Source organism: Polaribacter sp. Q13 (genome assembly GCF_016858305.2).
Lineage (GTDB): Bacteria > Bacteroidota > Bacteroidia > Flavobacteriales > Flavobacteriaceae > Polaribacter.
Window position 1 is genome coordinate 133,316 of record NZ_CP074436.1, and the last position, 18,986, is coordinate 152,301.

The 18,986-nt window shown below is 29.8% G+C and carries 16 protein-coding genes; 11 read left to right on the forward strand and 5 right to left on the reverse strand.

Annotation, left to right across the window (positions count from 1 at the left end):
* The first annotated feature begins 38 nt into the window (after nt 1–38).
* From JOP69_RS00620 to JOP69_RS00660, 9 genes are all read left to right on the forward strand, one after another.
* A complete protein-coding gene (locus JOP69_RS00620; RefSeq protein WP_203394485.1) occupies nt 39–623 on the forward strand; it encodes a TetR/AcrR family transcriptional regulator in 585 nt (194 codons plus the stop codon).
* Between the two features lie 27 nt (nt 624–650).
* A complete protein-coding gene (locus JOP69_RS00625; protein ID WP_203394484.1) occupies nt 651–2,006 on the forward strand; it encodes a TolC family protein in 1,356 nt (451 codons plus the stop codon).
* 7 nt (nt 2,007–2,013) lie between these two features.
* On the forward strand, nt 2,014–3,006 hold the full coding sequence (locus tag JOP69_RS00630; protein WP_203394483.1) for an HlyD family secretion protein: 993 nt from the start codon (nt 2,014–2,016) through the stop codon (nt 3,004–3,006).
* Nucleotide 3,007: 1 nt separating this feature from the next.
* Complete coding sequence (locus tag JOP69_RS00635) at nt 3,008–4,177, forward strand: ABC transporter permease (RefSeq protein WP_203394482.1); 1,170 nt, start codon at nt 3,008–3,010, stop codon at nt 4,175–4,177.
* 1 nt (nt 4,178) lies between these two features.
* Nucleotides 4,179–5,390 (forward strand): ABC transporter permease, encoded by a 1,212-nt coding sequence (locus JOP69_RS00640; protein WP_203394481.1) that lies wholly within the window; start codon nt 4,179–4,181, stop codon nt 5,388–5,390.
* A gap of 108 nt (nt 5,391–5,498) precedes the next feature.
* A complete protein-coding gene (locus tag JOP69_RS00645) occupies nt 5,499–6,422 on the forward strand; it encodes a DUF368 domain-containing protein (protein ID WP_203394480.1) in 924 nt (307 codons plus the stop codon).
* Nucleotides 6,423–7,430: a DUF368 domain-containing protein gene (locus JOP69_RS00650; protein WP_203394479.1), complete on the forward strand. Its 1,008-nt coding sequence runs from the start codon at nt 6,423–6,425 to the stop codon at nt 7,428–7,430.
* Entirely contained in the window at nt 7,411–8,166 is a 756-nt protein-coding gene (locus JOP69_RS00655; RefSeq protein ID WP_203394478.1) for a shikimate dehydrogenase, read from the forward strand. Before JOP69_RS00650 ends, JOP69_RS00655 begins: the two co-directional genes overlap by 20 nt.
* Before the next feature lie 250 nt (nt 8,167–8,416).
* Complete coding sequence (locus JOP69_RS00660) at nt 8,417–10,306, forward strand: DUF349 domain-containing protein (protein WP_203394477.1); 1,890 nt, start codon at nt 8,417–8,419, stop codon at nt 10,304–10,306.
* Nucleotides 10,307–10,850: 544 nt separating this feature from the next.
* On the opposite strand, the gene JOP69_RS00665 is transcribed toward JOP69_RS00660, so the two are convergent.
* On the reverse strand, nt 10,851–11,624 hold the full coding sequence (locus tag JOP69_RS00665) for a zinc ribbon domain-containing protein (RefSeq protein ID WP_203394476.1): 774 nt from the start codon (nt 11,622–11,624) through the stop codon (nt 10,851–10,853).
* Nucleotides 11,625–11,626: 2 nt separating this feature from the next.
* Nucleotides 11,627–12,721, reverse strand: coding sequence for a Nif3-like dinuclear metal center hexameric protein (locus JOP69_RS00670; RefSeq protein ID WP_203394475.1), 1,095 nt, complete (start codon nt 12,719–12,721; stop codon nt 11,627–11,629).
* Nucleotides 12,722–12,964: 243 nt separating this feature from the next.
* Here JOP69_RS00670 and lpxK point away from each other — a divergent pair, with 243 nt between their 5' ends.
* Nucleotides 12,965–13,978, forward strand: a complete 1,014-nt coding sequence (gene lpxK / locus JOP69_RS00675) for a tetraacyldisaccharide 4'-kinase (protein ID WP_203394474.1) — start codon at nt 12,965–12,967, stop codon at nt 13,976–13,978.
* Nucleotides 13,979–14,202: 224 nt separating this feature from the next.
* Here the strand turns inward: lpxK and JOP69_RS00680 are convergent, their stop codons facing one another.
* Nucleotides 14,203–14,919, reverse strand: a complete 717-nt coding sequence (locus JOP69_RS00680; RefSeq protein ID WP_203394473.1) for a YebC/PmpR family DNA-binding transcriptional regulator — start codon at nt 14,917–14,919, stop codon at nt 14,203–14,205.
* A gap of 206 nt (nt 14,920–15,125) precedes the next feature.
* On the opposite strand from JOP69_RS00680, the gene JOP69_RS00685 reads away from it, so the two are divergent.
* Nucleotides 15,126–15,314, forward strand: a complete 189-nt coding sequence (locus tag JOP69_RS00685; RefSeq protein WP_203394472.1) for a hypothetical protein — start codon at nt 15,126–15,128, stop codon at nt 15,312–15,314.
* Nucleotides 15,315–15,566: 252 nt separating this feature from the next.
* On the opposite strand, the gene JOP69_RS00690 is transcribed toward JOP69_RS00685, so the two are convergent.
* Together JOP69_RS00690 and pta are read right to left on the reverse strand one after the other, a co-directional pair.
* On the reverse strand, nt 15,567–16,751 hold the full coding sequence (locus JOP69_RS00690; RefSeq protein ID WP_203394471.1) for an acetate/propionate family kinase: 1,185 nt from the start codon (nt 16,749–16,751) through the stop codon (nt 15,567–15,569).
* Between the two features lies 1 nt (nt 16,752).
* Nucleotides 16,753–18,846 carry a phosphate acetyltransferase gene (gene pta, locus JOP69_RS00695; protein WP_203394470.1) on the reverse strand — a complete coding sequence of 698 codons (2,094 nt, stop codon included), beginning with the start codon at nt 18,844–18,846 and terminating at the stop codon, nt 16,753–16,755.
* Between the last annotated feature and the right edge of the window lie 140 nt (nt 18,847–18,986).

Consider the following 18,986-nt stretch of genomic DNA (forward strand, 5'->3'; position numbering starts at 1 on the left):
ATTTATTCATAACTTTGTTGACGCAAATTATTTAAAGCATGGCACGTAAAATTGATGAGGATAAAATAGCAAGAATCAAAGAAGCTACGATGCGTACAATTGTAGAAAAAGGGATAGAATCTACTACTATAGCAATGATTGCTAAAAAAGCAAATGTAAGTGGTGGCTATTTATATAGAACGTATGCCGGAAAACAAGATTTAATAAACGAATTATTTCATGACAAGGTAGATTTTCTTTATAATGAGTTAGAAAATTTATTGGCATTAAACCAAAATAGTATTAAACCATTACTTCAAACATTTATTAAAAATAGAATTAGTTATTTTTTGAAAGAGCCGAATGCTTCGAAGTTTTTTTATCAATTATTACACAATGAAAACTTTTTTGCTTCGGATGAAATTAAACATAAGAGTGCCGATTTAATCATAAAAATTAAAAATATTGGAGTTAAATCTGGAGAAATTTCAGAGGATACCACCGTTTATCAATTGCATTATCACATTTTAGTATATGCGGTAGATTATATCAACTTTACACGAAAAAATATTTTTGGAGAACAAGAAGTAACTATCAATGATGTAGATAAATTAACTAAAAATATTTTAAATATTTTAAAATAAATGAATATCAATATAAAAATTAAATAAATGAAATTGAATAGAATAGGAGTGTTTTTCTCCTTTGTATTATGTTTTATAACAACGTTTACAAACGCACAAGATATTACATTAAGGCAAGCGTATGATTTAATGTTGTCTAAAAACGGAAACGTAAAAGCATCTAACTTTGAAGTAAAGGAGATGGAAGAAGAACACAAAGCTACAAAGGGATTGCGTTTACCAACGGTTAGTGTTTCTGGTACTTATATGCACTTAGATAAAGATATTACTGCAGACTTAAATGAGCAAAAAAATACGGTGGGTGGTTTATTAGGTATAACAGACCCTACTGCAGTTTTAGGTGATTGGGATTTTACTTTGCAAGAAAAAAACTTAGGTTTTGCAACAGCAAATGTATCGATGCCAATTTATGCTGGAGGAAAAATAAATGCAGCCAATAAGGCATCAGAAATAAAATTAGCATTATCAGAAACCAAGCATAAAATAAAAGAAGATGAATTAACTATAAATTTAATAAATTACTTTTTTAAGTTAAAATTAGCGCAAGAAGCTGTACAATTAAGACAAGAAGTGTATAACGTTATTTTGTTGCATAATAACCAAGCAAATAAGTTTTTCGAAAACGGAATTATTCCGGAAGTAGAAACTTTAAACGCTAAGGTAGCCTTGTCTAATGCAAACAGAGAATTGTTAGCTGCTAAAAAAGACGTTGATTTAGCTACAACTGCAGTGCAGAATTTAATAGGAGTAAATTCAATTTCTGGACTTAATAGTGAATTTACGAAACCCACAATTGTAAAACCTTTGCAAGAGTTTACCAATGATATGTTGTCTGATAATGAACAGTTAAAAATCATTGAAAAAAATCATGAGTTAGCAAAAGTAGGCGTTCAAGTAGAAAATAGTGATTATTTTCCGAAAGTGGGAGTTTCTGGAAAATACATTCTTTGGAAAGATAATTTACCTTTAGTAGATACAAAATGGTTTGTAGGTGTTGGTGTAGAGTGGGAGTTGTTTAATGGTTTTCAAAGAGAACATAAAATAAAAGCATCAAAATATAAAATTTCTCAAGTTGAAGAACTTGATAAACAAGCGCGACTAAATTTAACTACGTATACCGAAAAGCTCTACAATACCATGCAAAAAGAACTAGAACAATACGAAAGTTTAAATGCTGATGAAGCATTGGCAAATAGATTAAAATTTATGAGAACACGTGCTTTTGAAGAAGGAACCGGAACTTCTTTAGAAGTTGTGGATGCTACTTTAAAATTATCAGAAATTAAATTACATAAAATAAAAGCCTTATACGAGTACAATGTAGCTTACGGAGAGTTAATGGTACTTACAGGAAAAACAGCAGCGTTCTTAAATCAAAATTAATAGTAAAATGAGAAATCCAAAATTTATAAAGTCATTAATTGGTGTTGTAATTATTTCAATTATAGTACTTACAGGCGTGTGGTTTTTAACGAAACCTAAATCTGTTATTTTACAAGGTAGAATAGAAGCAAAAGAAATTTATTTGTCTTCTAAAATACCTACACGTATTAATTCTTTTGAAGTGAAAGAAGGAGAAAGTGTGAAAAAAGGACAATTATTAGCAACGCTTTTAAGTCCAGAAATTATGGCAAAAGAGCAACAAGCTTTAGCGTTAAGAGATGCTGCAAATGCCCAAAAAAGTAAAGCACAAAACGGAGCAAGATCAGAAGAAATTAGAGCTGCAAAAAGTGTCTATGAAAAAGCAACGGCAGCTGCCAATGTAATGAGTAAAACATACACACGTATGGCAAACTTATTTAAAGACGGTGTGATTTCAGAACAGCAACGAGATGAAATATTTGCAAAAAAAGAAGTTGCCTTAAAAGACCAAGAAGCTGCGTTAAGTATGTATCAAATGGCAAAGAAAGGTGCTAGAAATGAAGATATAGAAGCTGCTTCTGCTTTGGTTAAACAAGCCGATGGTGCTTTAACTGAGTTAGAAGGTTATAAAAATGAACGTAATATTATTGCACCTATAGATGCAGAAGTTCTTAATTTTTTACCAGAAGAAGGAGAATTAATAGGAGCAGGATATCCTGTGGTTCATTTGGTAGATTTGGCTAATAGTTATGCTATTTTAAATATTAAAGAAACCAGTCTTTTCAATTTTAAAAAAGAGGGTGTTTTTGAAGCAACGATTCCTGCTTTAAATAATAAAAAGGTACAATTTAAAACGTATTACGTAGCTGCTTTGGGTGATTATGCAACTTGGAATGCAACAAAAGCAACCGGAGATTTTGATGTGAGAACGTTTGAAATTAAAGCTGCACCACTTACAAAAGAAGTAGCATTAAGACCAGGAATGAGTATTTTAATTGATTATTCTCAATTTAATGAGTAAAATGAAACCCTCTTTACGGATTGCAAAAAGAGAAATAGCGCTGTTATTTAATAGCAAGTCGTCCTTTATGCTTGCCATAATATTGCCTTTTGTTTCTATTTTGTTTTTCAATGCGCTTTTAAGTGAAGGTGTTGCCAGAGATTTACCTGTAGCTATTGTAGATCTAGATCATACGGCAACGTCTAGAAATGTAATTGCGCAATTAGATGCCGCTCCAGAGATTAAAATTGGTTTTTTTCCTTTGAATCAACAAAAGGGAGAAGAATTAATTCGGTTGGGAAAAGCGTATGGTGTTATTACCATTCCTCAGAATTTTGAAGCAGATTTAAAAAGTGGTAAACAAGTAAATATTATCAATCAATATAATAGTAATTTGTTATTGGCTGGAGGATTAGAGTATAAAGCCTTTCGGAAAGTTATTGGTACAATATCGGCAGGTGTAAATATAGAAAAGCAACGTAAAAAAGGAGTTTCAATGCAACAAGCATTGGTAAATTATCAACCTATAAAAGCTAATAATCATGTATTGTCTAATCCGTATACAAATTATTCTTATTATTTAAATACCGGGTTTTTAACAATGTTTTTTCAGTTATTTGTGATGTTAACCACTATTTATTGTTTTGGAGCAGATTTAAAGTTTAGTAAAGGAAATAAGTTGTTAAGCATTGCAAACGGTAGTATGCCTGCTATTATTTTAGGAAAAGTGTTACCTTATACAATTTGGTTTTTGTTGGTAGGTATTGTTACGTTGTTAAGTATGTATGTTTGGCAAGATTTTCCGTTTTCTGGAAGTAAAATAATGGTACTTGTTGGGTTACTTTTATTAATATTAGCCAATCAATCATTCGCTTTGTTTTTTATTTCGGTAGGTAGTAGTTTTAGGGAAGCCTTAACAATTGGTTCTGGTTTTGGTGCAGTAAGTCTATCTTTTTCAGGGATTACATTTCCAATTTTTGGAATGCCAAAAATATTGCAATGGTTAAGTCAGATTTTTCCATTTACACATTTTTTTGAATTATTATTAGACCAATCACAGCGAGGATTTCCAGCATTTTATTCTTTAAAATCAATAATTATCTTAGTTGTTTTATGTATTGTGCCAATTTTTTTAAGTTGGTTTAAATTAAAAAGATTGTTTTTAAAAGGTAGTTTTAAGCATAACATTTAAAATGAAGAATTACTATAAATCATATTATAAAGGAAAAATCTCATTTTGGAATACGTTTAGAACAGAATGGAATTCAATTAAATCGGATAAAGCGGTAGTAAGTACTTTTTTATCTGTAACACTACTTATTTTAGTAGTGTATACGTATATATACTCTAATCAGATAATTAAAGAAGTTCCTGTAGCCATCGTAAACCAAGATGGTACCAAAATGAGTCGAGATTATATTGCTATGTTAGAAGCTACTGAGGGTACAAAAACAATAACCAAATTCACAGATTTAGAAGCAGCTAAGGTAGCTTACTATTCTAGAAAAGTTCAAGGTATTGTTATGATTCCAAAGAATTTTGAAAAGGATATTAGAAGTGGTAAACAAACTACGATTACAACTTTTTCTGATGCTGCAAATATGTTGTTTTACAAACGTGTTTTAGGAGATGTAACTACGGTTAGTGGATATTTTAGTGCAGGAATAGCAATAAAAAAAGAGATGGCGAAAGGTGTATCTTTAGATGAGGCTCAGAAAAATTATACACCAATAAAAGCAATATCTACCAGTTTATTTAATACAAATTCTGGGTATGCAACCTATTTAATACCAATGTTAACGGCGTTGATTATTCAATTGGTATTGTTGATGGGAATTGGACTTTTAAGTGGTTCTAGAAGAGAAACCATAAGTACGCATACAGAATTTCCAAGAATATTACATAAAGGAGGTGTAATAGTTATTTTATTGGCAAAAGCTTGTTTATATACTTTAATTTATTTGGTAATTATTCCAATTCAAGTTGGAATTGTTTATTCTATATTCGGAATTCCAGTACGTTCTTCATTATTTACCATCTATGTATTTATAATTCCGTATATATTTTCTGTAGTATTTTTAGGCATTTCTATCAGTTCCTTTTTTAAAAGAAGAGAAGATTCTATTGTTTTTTTAGTGTTGCTTTCTATTCCGTCATTAATGTTAAGCGGATTGTCTTTTCCTGCGGAAGGATTTACGCCGTTTTTTAAATTTATATCAGAAATAATTCCATCAACACCAGGTATGAATGGCTTTGTAAAATTAACGCAAATGGAAGCTTCCTTTTTAGATGTAGTAAAAGAATGGAATCATTTATGGTTTCTAACAATTATTTATTTTGTGATTGCCGCTATCTCTTTAAAATTAAGAGCAAAAAAAGAGGTAAGGTTAAAAAAGGAATTATAAAATATGGATATTGCTTTTTTTTGATTTGAAATACTTGAAATAACTAAGCTTTTCTTAATCTTTCTCAAATTTCTATTATCTTCGTTTTTCTAAAAAAAGAAACTTAAAATGAGTAGAAATATAAAAGACTATATAGTTATTGGTTTAAAAGGAATGGCTATGGGAGCAGCAGATGTGGTTCCTGGCGTTTCTGGAGGTACAATTGCTTTTATTTCTGGTATTTATGAAGAATTATTAGGTTCTATTAGCAACGTAAATCTGGGTTTATTTAAGACCTTAAAACAAGATGGGGTAAAAGCTGCTTGGACACAACTAAACGGAAACTTTTTAGCTTCGATATTTATAGGGATATTTATAAGTATTATTTCTCTTGCAAAAGTTATTAAATATTTATTAGAGAATGAGCCTATTTTATTATGGTCGTTCTTTTTTGGTTTGGTATTGGCTAGTATTATTTACATAGCAAAACAAATTACAAAATGGAACGTTATTTCTTTTATAGTATTAGTTTTAGGAGCTTTTTTAGCCTATTATATTACAACTTTAAATCCTTTAGTTTCAGAAAATTCTTCTCCTTTATTTATATTTCTTGCAGGAGCAATAGCAATTTGTGCAATGATTTTACCAGGAATTTCAGGTTCTTTTATTTTAGTATTATTAGGTGCATATAAGCCCGTTTTGGATGCTTTAAATAACAAAGATTTTAAAACAATTTTAGTGTTTATGGCAGGTGCAGTTGTTGGTTTATTAACTTTTTCTCGTGTTTTAAAATGGTTGTTTAAACATTATAAAAATATCACATTAGCAGCTTTAACTGGTTTTATAATTGGTTCTTTAAATAAAATTTGGCCTTGGAAAGAAACCTTAACATGGCGTACAAATTCTCATGGAGTAGAAGTACCCTTTAATCAACAAAGTGTAAGTCCTTTTTCTTTTAGTGGAGAAGCAGAATTAACCATGGCAATTGTATTGGCTGTTGTTGGTTTTGTACTTATTTTAGGAATGGAAAGATTAGCAGTGGATAAAAAATAAATGGTAAAAGAAAGAACTTTTTTACAGAAATTAAGCCTCTTTTTTAAAGGGTTGGCTATGGGAGCTGCAAACAAGGTTCCCGGAGTTTCTGGCGGAACTGTTTCTTTTGTGCTTGGTTTTTATGAAGAGTTAATTTATTCGTTTAGAAAGATAAATTTAAAAGCTTTTAAATTACTTTTTAATGGTCGTTTTAAAAGCTTTTACAGCTATGTAAATGGCCCATTTTTGCTATTAATAATGGGCGGGAGTATCTTTAGTTATTTTAGTGTTTCTTTAGTTTTAGATTATTTTTTGGCAAACTTTGAGTTGTATGTTTGGAGTTGGTTTTTTGGAATGATAATAGGTTCTATTTACTATATTGGTAAGGACTTTGGAGATTGGGATTTTAAAAATATACTTTCCTTAATTATTGGAGCTACTATAGGAATAGGAATAAGCTTTTTAACACCAGCAACAGAAAATGACAATCTTTGGTTTGTTTTTGTTTGCGGAATTATAGGGGTTTCTGGTATGACACTTCCTGGGCTTTCTGGGTCTTTTATTTTAATCCTTTTAGGAAATTATGTTTTGTTATTGGTAGATTCTGTAAACGTATTATCTAGTGTAATTGCAAGTTTATTATCAGGAGATTTTAAAGTTTTGTCAGATCCAATTAAAATAAGATATTTAAAGATAATTGGTGTTTTTACAGCAGGTTCTGCTTTCGGTTTGGTTTCTATTAGCCATGTTTTAGGATATGTTTTAAAACGTTGGCATCAAATTGTAAATGCACTTATTATTGGTTTTATTACCGGTTCTTTGGGGATTGTTTGGCCTTGGAAAAAAGTAATTTATTTACAAACAGACGGTAGTTATTTAATTGATAAAAAAGGAAATAAAATAGTAGAAAATTACGAACGATTTGTTCCTGATTTTTCGAATACAGAAACGTGGTTTGCTATGTTTTATATAGCAATAGGTATTTTGTTAATTTTAGCAATAGATTTTTATGGAAGAAAGAAAAAATAAAGTTTTTGGTTTATTAGGAAAAGATATTGAATACTCTTTTTCGCGTGGTTATTTTACAGAAAAGTTTGAAAAACTGGATTTAAAAAAATGTAAGTATGTTAATTTTGACATACCAAAAATAGAAGATTTTCCGTCCTTAATAGAAGAAGGAGGAGATAAACTAAGAGGTATTAATGTTACCATTCCTTATAAGGAAGTTGTAATGAAATACTTAGATAAATTAGATAAAACGGCAAAAGAAATCGGTGCGGTTAATACTATTAAATTTACTAAAAGAGGAAACCTAAAAGGCTATAATTCTGATGTGGTTGGTTTTGAAAAATCGATATTTCCGTTGATAAAAAAACAGCATAAAAGAGCTTTAATTTTAGGTACTGGTGGTGCTTCTAAAGCCATTGCGTATGCTTTAAAAAAGAATGATATTAAATTTAAATTTGTTTCTAGAAACCCAGAAGGTAAAAAAGAAATTTCGTATCAAGATTTAACGGAAACTGTTATGGAAAAGTATCAGATAATTATCAATTCTACACCAGTTGGTACTTCGCCAAATACGGATAGATGTCCAGATATTCCATATCAGTTTATTACAGAAAACCATTTGTTATACGATTTAATTTACAATCCAGAAGTAACTACTTTTTTAGCGAAAGGAAAAGCACAAGGAGCAACTATTAAAAATGGATATGAAATGTTGCAGTTACAAGCAGAAGAATCTTGGAGAATTTGGAATACGTAACAAAAATTGTATGAAAGTATAGGAGTTCTATTTTTGTTGGCAAGTTAGCGCGTTAGGGATTGCATTGGAAATCCTTTTTATGAAGTATGAATAAAAAGATTGTAAAGGAAAGCCCGACCTGCAAGGGAACGCCCAAAAAATAATTAAACGCTATATTTTTATAGTTAGATAGTTTGTAGATTTAGTAAGTTGTCTGTATCTTTATAAGATATATAATAGTGTATTATAGTAGACCTTAAACATTGTAGATATGTTAGAAAATAACGATGAAAACGTTGAAAAGACGGAAAAGAAAATAGTAGAAGTTGTAAATGAAACTTCAAAAGTTGAAGTTGAAGAAATTATAAAGGATACGGATGATACCGTTGTTGCTGTTGAGGAAATAGAGAAATCTATTGCTGTAGATGCTGAAAAAGATACCGAGAAAGAGGAAGAATCTGATGCGGTAGATTACTCTAAATTATCTTTAGAAGATTTAGTTGCAGAACTTAAAAAAACACTTTCTGATAACCCTGTTCAAAAAATTAAAAACCAAGTAGAAGGTATTAAAAGTGCTTTTAACCAACAATTTGGTGCTCTTTTAGCAGAAAAGAAAGCTGCTTTTTTAGAAGAAGGTGGTAATTCTATTGATTTTCAATTTTCTAGCCCTATAAAAGCTGATTATAATACGCTGTTGTCTGATTACAAAAAACAGCGAGATGCTCATTATAACGATTTAGATAAGCAATTGTCTTCTAATTTAGAAAAAAGACTTTCTGTTATTGAGCAATTAAAAGATTTAATTGAAAATGCAGATACAGCAACCATGTATAAAAGTTTTAGAGAGTTGCAAGATTCTTGGAAAACGATTGGTCCTGTTTCTAAAAACCACTACAATGATACTTGGAAAACATTTCATCATCATGTAGAGCGTTTTTACGATTTACTACATTTAAGTAATGATTTTAGAGATTTAGATTTTAAACATAATTTAGAAGAAAAATTAAAAATCATTGATAAAGCAAATGCATTAGCAGAAGAACCAGATATTAATATTGCTTTTAAAGAACTTCAGAATTTACATAAAATTTGGAAAGAAGATATTGGACCTGTTTCTCAAGAAATGAGGGAAGATGTATGGAAAACATTTAGTAAAGCTACTAAAAAAATTCATGATAGAAGACATGATCATTTTAGAGAAATGCGTTCTAAACACCAAGAAATTATAGAAAAGAAATTAGTGGTGGTTGAAAAGCTAAATGCTTATGATACGGCTAATAATAAAACGCATAACGATTGGCAAAAAAGTATTAAAGATATAGAAGAATTAAGACAAGAGTATTTTAATGCTGGTAAGCTTCCGTATTCTAAAAGTGAAGAAGTTTGGCAAAAATTTAAAGCGGCTACAAAGAAATTTAATAGTGCTAAAAATGTGTTTTACAAACATGAAAAAAATGATCAGCAAGAGAATTTAAAGAAGAAAATGGAGTTAATTGAACTTGCAGAATCTTTAAAAGAAAGTGATGATTGGGAATCTTCGACAAATACTTTAAAGAAAATACAAGCAGATTGGAAAAAAATTGGTCATGTACCTCGTAAATTTTCTGATGATATTTGGAAACGTTTTAAAGCAGCTTGTAACCATTATTTTGATAGATATCACGAACAAAAGAACTCTTTAAATAAAGAACAACAAGAAGTTGTAGATGCTAAAAAAGCATTTTTAGAAACAATAAAAGAGTTAAAAGAACCTACGAAAGACGAAATTTTTGAAGTTATAAATAACTGGAGAGAATTAGGTGTATTGCCAAGAAACGCTAGGCATATAGATGGTAAGTTTAATAAATTAATAGATAGAGCTTTAGGAGGTTTAGATTTAGATAAGAATGAAGTTGCAATGTTAAAGTTTACACATGTTGTAGATAGCCTTGCAGCAGATAACGATGTTAGAAAGTTAGATTCTGAGCAAATGTTTGTTAGAAAGAAAATTGATGAAGTTGTTAAAGAAATTCAGCAATTAGAAAACAATTTAGGTTTCTTTTCTAATGCGAAAGCAGATAATCCTTTGGTGTTAAATGTAAGAAATAGAGTAGAGGAGTTTAAGGTAGATTTAGCTCTTTGGAAAGAGAAGTTAAGCTATATTAAGAAATTAGATTACTAATTTAGTTAGACCTTTTTATAAAAACAAAAAACTCGAAGCGAATGGCTTCGAGTTTTTTGTTTATAGGCTGTGCTCCAAAATTGTTTAAGTAAAGTTATTTATTTCGTGTGGTCACTTTAAAGTGATTTCTCCCAAAATTCCGAAGAGATCTGTTTTTGAGTTTTGTAAGGTTTTTTATGTTTTTTAATAACTTTTTCTCAAAAGTTTGTGCTTTTAAGCGTAGAGAGAAATCACACAAAGCTGCTCTACGTTGTGTTCTCTTCTTTATTTGACTTCTCACTCCATTCGAAGTGACAAGTTGGAGTTTTGTTCTTTTTTTTCTAACTAGTTTGTATTCCCTGAAAAGTCTCTCTCGAAAGGGTAAACATAGGGTAAAAGATTCTTTTTAGAATGACAATCTATGTGTGAAAAAAGAATAAGAAAAATTAACTTAGTCTTGATTCTTGTATCTTTTAGCGAAACAGTCTTGAATCATTTTTCTATATAAAACAAAAAACTCGAAGCTTAAAAGCTTCGAGTTTTTTATAAATTATGTGTAGAAATATTAAGAAAAGAATTTTTCCATTTTTAATTTTTCTTCTTCCGCTAAGGCAGCATCAACCAAAATACGACCACTATGCTCATCGATAGTAATTTTCTTTCTATTTGCTATTTCTAATTGGACCTGAGGAGGAATAGTAAAGTAAGAACCTCCAGAAGCTCCACGCTCTATAGCAACAACTGCTAAACCGTTTTTAACTTTAGTTCTAATTCTAGTATAAGCAGAAAATAAGTGTGCATCTAAAGTTTGAGAAAACTCATCAGATTTTTTAGCTAATAATTCTTCTTCATTTTGAGTCTCTTTTAAGATAGCATCTAATTCTGCTTTTTTATGACCTAAATGTTTTTCTTGTTTCGCTAATTTTTCTTTAGTAGCATCAATTACTTCATTTTTCTGAGCAATTTTTGCTTTGTATTCAATAATTCTTTTTTCAGCTAATTGAATTTCTAAATCTTGATATTCAATTTCTTTAGATAAAGAATCGAATTCTCTGTTATTTCTAACTTTCTTTTGCTGCTCATCATACTTTTTCATTAACCCATTAGACTCTTCAATAGCTAATTTTTTGTTGTTAATGTCCGTTTCTAAGTTTGCTGCATCTTGATTTAAGTTAGCAATACGCGTGTTTAATCCGGCAACTTCATCTTCTAAATCTTCAACTTCTAAAGGTAGTTCACCTCTAACGTTTCTAATTTCGTCAATTCTAGAGTCGATTAATTGTAAATCGTATAAAGCTCTTAATTTTTCTTCAACCGAAATTTCTTTCTTCTTTGCCATGTTTATATATAATATATAGGATTTGTACTTTCTTCTGATAAAATGACTGCAAAATTACTAAATTTTTTCGTAAGATAGTCTACCAAAAGGTTTTTTGTAAACTGTTCACTCTCATAATGTCCAATATCTGCCAAAAGAATCTTGTTTTCGGCTTTAAAAAACTCATGATATTTAAAGTCTGCACTCACATATGCATCTGCTCCGGCTCTTTTTGCGTTTGAAATGGCAAAACTACCAGATCCGCCTAAAACAGCTATTTTTTTTATTTTTTTATTGATTAAATTAGAATGACGCACACAATCTGTTTTCATTGTGGCTTTTAAATATAAAAGAAAGTCGGTTTCATCCATCTCCGATGGAAGTTCTCCAATCATTCCCATTCCAGTATTTTGATGCACATTTTCTGTGATAACTAATTCATAAGCAACCTCTTCATACGGATGATTGTCTTGCAATGCTTTTAAAACTGCAGCTTCATATTTACTTTCAAAAACTACAGAAATTTGAGTTTCATTTTCAGTATGATTTTTTCCTTTTTCTCCTAAAGTCTGATTAGAATTTTCATTACCTCTAAAAGTACTTTTTCCAAAAGAACTAAAAGAACTATTATCATAATTACCTATACTTCCAGCGCCAGCTTTAAAAAGAGAATCTCTTAGAGCATCTGCATTTGCAGTAGGAGTGTAGGTAGTTAGTTTTTTGATAATCCCTTTTTTCGGAATTAAAATGCTAGTATTTTCTAAGCCTAAAACTTCACACATTTTTGCTGAAACTCCATTTTTAGAATTATCTAAAGCTGTGTGGGTAGCATAAATGGCAATGTCATTTTTTATTGCTTTTAAAACGACACGTTCTACATACGAATTTCCGTTTAGTTTTTTTAAACCGCCAAAAATAATAGGATGAAAGCTCACAATTAAATTACACTTTTTAGCAATTGCTTCATCTACTGTTTTTTCTAAAGTATCTAAAGTAACTAAAATATTGGTAACTTTTGTTTGATAATTACCAATTAATAACCCAACATTATCAAAATCTTCAGCGTAATTTAAAGGAGCTAATTCTTCTAAATAATTTGTGATGTCTTTTATGGTCATAAATCAATATTGTATGAAAAATCAAAGTTAACATTTTCCTTTCAGCATTCCATAGAAATGAGCTGCTTTTTGGATGCGATTTTCTTTAATTATCATAATTAATTAGGTGATATTGAATTGAAAGTTGTTAAAATGGAATTATTAAATTCCTTGCACAATAATTTTATAAATAATTTGTGTAAATATTTGAAATTGGTGACTTTTTCTTTTTTTAATGCGTTGAACCTGCTTATTTTCGTATCAATGAAATTTCTAAGATTTTTATTATTTCCGTTTGCCATTATTTATGATGTGGTTACAAGCATTCGTAACTTCTTTTTTGAAGTAGGGGTTTTTAAACAAACTTCGTTTAAGATTCCAGTAATTGTTGTTGGTAATTTAAGCGTTGGAGGTACGGGGAAAACACCACAAATAGAATATTTAATTCGCTTATTAAAAGTGTCTTTTAAAACAGCTGTTTTAAGTAGAGGGTATAAACGTAAAACAGAAGGATTTGTGTTGCTAAATAGTACGCATTCTGCAGAAGATGTTGGAGATGAACCTTTACAGTACTTTAAAAAGTTTAGTGCTATTAATGTAGCTGTAGATGCAAACAGGGCTGAAGGAATTATCAGATTAATTAATGAGAATTCTCCTGAGGTTATTTTATTAGATGATGCTTATCAGCATAGAAAAGTAAAAGGTAGTTTTTATATTTTGTTAACTAAATTTGATGATTTATTTACAGATGATTTTTTATTACCAACAGGAAATTTAAGAGAAAGTAGAAGTGGCGCAAAACGAGCAGATGTTATTTTAGTAACAAAATGCCCAATAAACTTATCTGAATCTTCTAAAAATAAAGTAGAAGAGAAGTTAAAGAAATTCCATAAAAAGGTGTTTTTTACAACGATTTCTTATGATGATAAAACGGCAGGATCTGAATCTGTTTTGGTTGATGATTTAAAAAATTACGAGATTTTATTAATTACTGGAATTGCAAATCCAACACCGCTTTTATCTTTTTTAAATGAAAAGAAAGTGAATTTTAAACATTTAAAATTCCCAGATCATCATCATTTTACAGAGCATGAAATAGTTACGATTAAAGAGGAATACGCTGATTTAAAATCTTCTAAAAAACTTATTTTAACTACAGAAAAAGATTATGTTCGTTTAGAAAATAGGGTGGAAGCACTTTCTTTTTTAGGAATACGAACTTCTTTTTTAGAGCAGCAAGAAGAGTTTAATACTATTATAAAAAGTCATATAAAATAAAACCAGCGTTGTTAGGACGCTGGTTTCTTTTTTTGATTTTTGTTAGAAGTATCTTTTTAAGATCCCTCATTTATATGACACGATTCTTTGGGATAAGTCACATTGTAGTTTTTTATAGTTTATAATCTATAAAACAATAAGACCTCAGTTATAAGGAATAGCTGAGGTCTTATTAGTTTATAATAATTTAGTTGTAATTAACGTCTTGTGGTAACTCCCAAAAATTACATTTCCATAGAATGATATACATGTTGTACATCATCATCTTCTTCTAGTTTTTCTAAAAGTTTTTCTACATCAGCTTGCTGCTCTTCGTTTAATTTTGTGGTTGTAGTTGGTATTCTTTCAAAGCCAGAAGATAATATTTCTATATTATTTTCTTCAAAGTAAGTTTGTAATGCTCCAAATTGTTCAAAAGGAGCATAAATAATTACCCCTTCTTCATCATCAAAAACTTCTTCAACTTCAAAATCGATTAACTCTAATTCTAATTCTTCCATATCCATAGTAATGTCTTCCTTTTTTAAGGTAAAATTACACGTATGGTCAAACATAAAAACTACAGAACCAGAAGTTCCTAAATTTCCGTCACATTTATTAAAACAAGCTCTAACATTTGCTACTGTTCTGTTGTTATTGTCTGTTGCTGTTTCTAAAAGTAGTGCAATTCCGTGTGGCGCATAGCCTTCAAAAAGAACTTCTTTATAGTTAGCCGTATCTTTGTCTGTTGCTTTTTTTATAGCACGTTCAACATTTTCTTTTGGCATGTTGGCAGCTTTTGCATTCTGTATCACAGCACGCAAACGAGAGTTTGTTTCAGGGTTTGGTCCACCTTCTTTTACTGCCATCACAATATCTTTACCTATTCTGGTAAAAGTTTTTGCCATTGCCGACCAACGTTTCATTTTTCTTGCTTTCCTGAACTCAAATGCTCTACCCATTTCTAATGATTGTTTTTAAAAATTATAAATACAAATGTAAAAATTAGCTAGTTGATTCACAATTTTTTAAACAAGGATTTTTTAGAAATACTCTTATTTGTAGGTATATTTCTTTATAATTTTAATGTTCAACCTTATATATAAAAATTATGAAAAAAATTACGCAATTAATTTTAACTTTTTGCTTATTTAACTTGCTTGGCTAAGTGAAATTAACGTATTCAGGCGAAGAATATTTTGATGATTTAATAGGTCAGAATAATAAATTTATAAACAAGTTAATTGGTTCTTTTGAAGAATCAGGTTACAGAACAACTTCTTATTATTGTGAAGAAACTGCAAGTGTAAGAGAGTTTGTTTTTATAGGTAACTTCTTCAATTTTAAAGATGGATGATGCTCGTTTTACTTTAAAGAATATTTAACTATTTAATGTTTTAGGAAAAAAAGAGTTTTCATTAACAAAAGATGAAATACATATAGAGTATTTAGTGAATGGAGTTTATCTTCTAAAAATAGAATCAGAAAAAGGTAATATTGCAACCAAAAGGAATTGTAAAAAAATAAAAAGGAAAAGTATTTTATACGGAAAAAAAAGAGCCTTTAAGTACAAATACTTGAAGGCTCTTTTTATAAGATAAGTATATTATCAATTTAAAAGATCATACGTTTCTTTTGCAATTTCTAGTTCTTCATTAGTAGGAATCACTAAAATTTTAACTTTGCCTGTTTGTTTTTGAATTTCTCTAATTTCTTTAGAACGGATATCGTTTTTAGAATCGTCTAAATCAATACCAAAAAAGTCTAAGTTTTCACAAGATAATCTTCGCATAAAGTTAGAGTTTTCTCCAATACCAGCTGTAAAAATAATGGCATCTAAACCATTTAAAGCAGCCGTGTAAGCACCAATAAATTTCTTAATTCTATAACTGGCTAAATTTAAGGCGATTTGGCATTCTTCATTTCCGTTACCTGCTTTTTCTTCTATTTCTCTTAAATCAGAAAAACCAGTTAAACCTAACATTCCAGAATTTTTTTGTAAGATATCATTCACTTCATCTGCTGTTTTATTTAATTTTTTCATTAAAAAGAAAATAACAGAATGATCTATATCTCCAGATCTTGTTCCCATTATTAATCCATTTGTTGGAGAAAAACCCATTGAAGTATCAATGCACTTTCCGTCTTTAACAGCAGCCATACTACAACCGTTGCCTAAATGGATGGTAATTATTTTTGATGATTTTCCGCCTAAATATTCTATTGCTTTTTCTGATACGTATTTATGACTAGTACCATGAAAACCGTAAGCTCTAACTTTGTTTTCTTTTAAATATTTAGTTGGTATTGCGTATTGAAAAGCCTCTTTAGGCATTGTTTGATGAAAAGCAGTATCAAAAACGACCGCTTGTTTTGCAGATGTAAAAATTGTTTCTGCAATTTCTATACCTGTTAAATTTGCAGGGTTGTGCAAAGGAGCTAAGCTAAATAAATCTTTAATATTAGATTTTACTTTTTCATCAACTTCTACAGTACCACTATATCTGCTTCCTCCATGTACAACTCTATGACCAATTGCTTTTATTTCATCAACAGAAGAAATAACACCTATTTCTTTATCTAATAAAGCATCTGCTACTTTCTTTAAACCAATTTTATGGTTTAAAATAGGGGTAACTTCAGAATGTTTTTCACCATCTTTTTCATGTGTAAAAATAGCATCTTGCATACCAATTCTTTCTACTAAACCAACACATTTTACTACTTGTGAAGGCATTTCTATTAATTGGTATTTTAAAGAAGAAGAACCTGCGTTTAAAATTAAAATATTCATATTATCCTTGGTGTGCTTGTATTGCTGTTAATAAAACGGTGTTAAAAATATCTTCTACCGTACAACCTCTACTTAAGTCGTTTACCGGTTTATTTAAACCTTGTAACATTGGCCCAATTGCTAAAGCACCAGTTTCTCTTTGTATTGCTTTGTATGTATTGTTTCCTGTATTTAAGTCTGGAAAAATTAAAACAGATGCTTGTCCTGCTACTTCAGAGTCTGGCATTTTTGTTTTTGCCACAGACATATCTACTGCAGCATCATATTGTATTGGCCCTTCAATTTTTAATTCTGGATGTAGTTTTTTTACAATTTCTGTTGCTTTTCTTACCTTTTCTACTTCTTCTCCTTTTCCAGAGCTTCCAGAAGAATAAGATAACATGGCAATTTTTGCTTCAATTCCAAAAGCTTCTGCTGATTGTGCTGAAGAAATTGCAATTTCTGCTAATTGTTCAGCATTAGGGTTAGGGTTTACAGCACAATCTCCCATAACAGAAACTCTGTCTGATAAACACATAAAAAATACAGAGGATACCACTGATACTCCGGGTTTTGTTTTAATTAATTGTAGTGATGGTTTTATAGTATGCATAGTTGTATGCACTGCACCAGAAACCATACCATCTGCCAAACCATTCATAATCATTAAAGTTCCGTAATAAGAAACATCGCTTACTAAATCTTTAGCAATAGTTTCTGTCATACCTTTATGTTTACGAGCTTTGCACAACGTTTCTACAAAAGCGTCATTATGAATTGAGTCTTCTGGGTTTAGAATGTTTATTTTATCCAAATCTATTTGCAAACCAATTTGATCGCATTTAAACTGAATTGCATTTCTATCTCCTAATAACGTTAAATCTACAATATCTAATAATTGTAAACGAGCTGCAGCAGTAATAATTCTTTCATCATCTCCTTCTGGTAAAACAATATGTTTTTTATAAGCTCTTGCTTTTTGCAATAGATTATATTGAAACATACTAGGTGTTAGTTTAACAGAATGGTATGATGTAAGTGTATTGGTTAAGCCTTCTGCATTTACATACGTATCAAAAGTATCTAAAGATAATAATATCTTTTTGCTATGACTTGCGTAAATTTTCGATTTTACTGCCCCAATCTTATTTGTAATACCAAAAGTACCTCCTTCAACAGAAATAATAGGCACTGTAGATTGTACCCCTTTAATTAATTTGGTAATTGATTCTTCTGGAATTAAAGAACCGGTTAAAATAATACCTGCAATTTTAGGATAATTGGTTGAAGCATTTGCTTGTAAAGCACCTAAAATAATGTCTGCTCTGTCTCCAGGGGTTACCACTAATGCATTTTCTCTTATTCTTGTTAAATAGTTACGGAGTTGCATTGCACCTGTACTGTAACTACCAATGGCGTTATCTAAAAATTGTTCTCCAAATAATACTTTACCTTCTAAAGCTAGTAAAACCTCTCTAACTGTTGGGTAGGCTAAGAAATCTATTCTAGGAATAACATTTATTTGTATATTTTCTGGAAAACTTTTTTCTAATTCTTTTTGAATATAGTCTACTTCATCAACTTCAATTTTGTTGGCAATAATACCAATAACATCAACCTCTTTTCTTACAAAAGATTTATAAGTAAGTTGCATTGTATTTACAAAATCTTTCTTTTTCTTACCATTTCCAGAACCTACTATTAAAGCAGGAATTCCTAAATTTTTGGCAATCATTAAATTTACGTCTAACTCTGTAAAACCACCTTCACCAGAAAAGTCTGTACCTTCTACCAAAACATAGTCGTATTTGGCTTCTAGTTTTTTATATTTTTTAATTACAGTATGAATTACATCATCTGCTTTTCCTTCACTTAAAAGTTCTACAACTTCATTGTGCTTATAGGCATAACAATCTTCGTATTCGATATCTAAGTTGAAAAAATTAATAGCAGTATTGGTATGGTCATCAAGTGTACTGTCTTTAACTTCGTTGATTATAGGTCTAAAATAACCTACTTTAGAAGATTTGGTTAACATCATTCTTAAAAGACCTAATGATACCAAAGATTTACCACTGTCAGATTCTACTGCGGCAATATAAATAGCTTTACTCATTTTTTAATTAATTGTTTTTACAAAAATATAATTTAGAGTGATTATTATTTATGATAATAGTCATTAAAAATTTACTAGAATTACTGGTTATAATGTGTTTTTTTTAATTGTTTGTTGAAAATATTATTTTTCTTGTAAAC

What these genes read in the sequence shown, in the direction of transcription:
- lpxK (WP_203394474.1), top strand. Translation starts at nt 12,965, where the DNA reads ATGAAATTTCTAAGATTTTTATTATTTCCGTTTGCCATTATTTATGAT.
- JOP69_RS00690 (WP_203394471.1), bottom strand. Translation starts at nt 16,751, where the DNA reads ATGAATATTTTAATTTTAAACGCAGGTTCTTCTTCTTTAAAATACCAA.
- JOP69_RS00655 (WP_203394478.1), top strand. Translation starts at nt 7,411, where the DNA reads ATGGAAGAAAGAAAAAATAAAGTTTTTGGTTTATTAGGAAAAGATATT.
- JOP69_RS00630 (WP_203394483.1), top strand. Translation starts at nt 2,014, where the DNA reads ATGAGAAATCCAAAATTTATAAAGTCATTAATTGGTGTTGTAATTATT.
- JOP69_RS00665 (WP_203394476.1), bottom strand. Translation starts at nt 11,624, where the DNA reads ATGGCAAAGAAGAAAGAAATTTCGGTTGAAGAAAAATTAAGAGCTTTA.
- JOP69_RS00650 (WP_203394479.1), top strand. Translation starts at nt 6,423, where the DNA reads ATGGTAAAAGAAAGAACTTTTTTACAGAAATTAAGCCTCTTTTTTAAA.
- JOP69_RS00640 (WP_203394481.1), top strand. Translation starts at nt 4,179, where the DNA reads ATGAAGAATTACTATAAATCATATTATAAAGGAAAAATCTCATTTTGG.
- JOP69_RS00625 (WP_203394484.1), top strand. Translation starts at nt 651, where the DNA reads ATGAAATTGAATAGAATAGGAGTGTTTTTCTCCTTTGTATTATGTTTT.
- JOP69_RS00670 (WP_203394475.1), bottom strand. Translation starts at nt 12,721, where the DNA reads ATGACCATAAAAGACATCACAAATTATTTAGAAGAATTAGCTCCTTTA.
- JOP69_RS00645 (WP_203394480.1), top strand. Translation starts at nt 5,499, where the DNA reads ATGAGTAGAAATATAAAAGACTATATAGTTATTGGTTTAAAAGGAATG.
- JOP69_RS00680 (WP_203394473.1), bottom strand. Translation starts at nt 14,919, where the DNA reads ATGGGTAGAGCATTTGAGTTCAGGAAAGCAAGAAAAATGAAACGTTGG.
- JOP69_RS00660 (WP_203394477.1), top strand. Translation starts at nt 8,417, where the DNA reads ATGTTAGAAAATAACGATGAAAACGTTGAAAAGACGGAAAAGAAAATA.
- JOP69_RS00635 (WP_203394482.1), top strand. Translation starts at nt 3,008, where the DNA reads ATGAAACCCTCTTTACGGATTGCAAAAAGAGAAATAGCGCTGTTATTT.
- JOP69_RS00620 (WP_203394485.1), top strand. Translation starts at nt 39, where the DNA reads ATGGCACGTAAAATTGATGAGGATAAAATAGCAAGAATCAAAGAAGCT.
- pta (WP_203394470.1), bottom strand. Translation starts at nt 18,846, where the DNA reads ATGAGTAAAGCTATTTATATTGCCGCAGTAGAATCTGACAGTGGTAAA.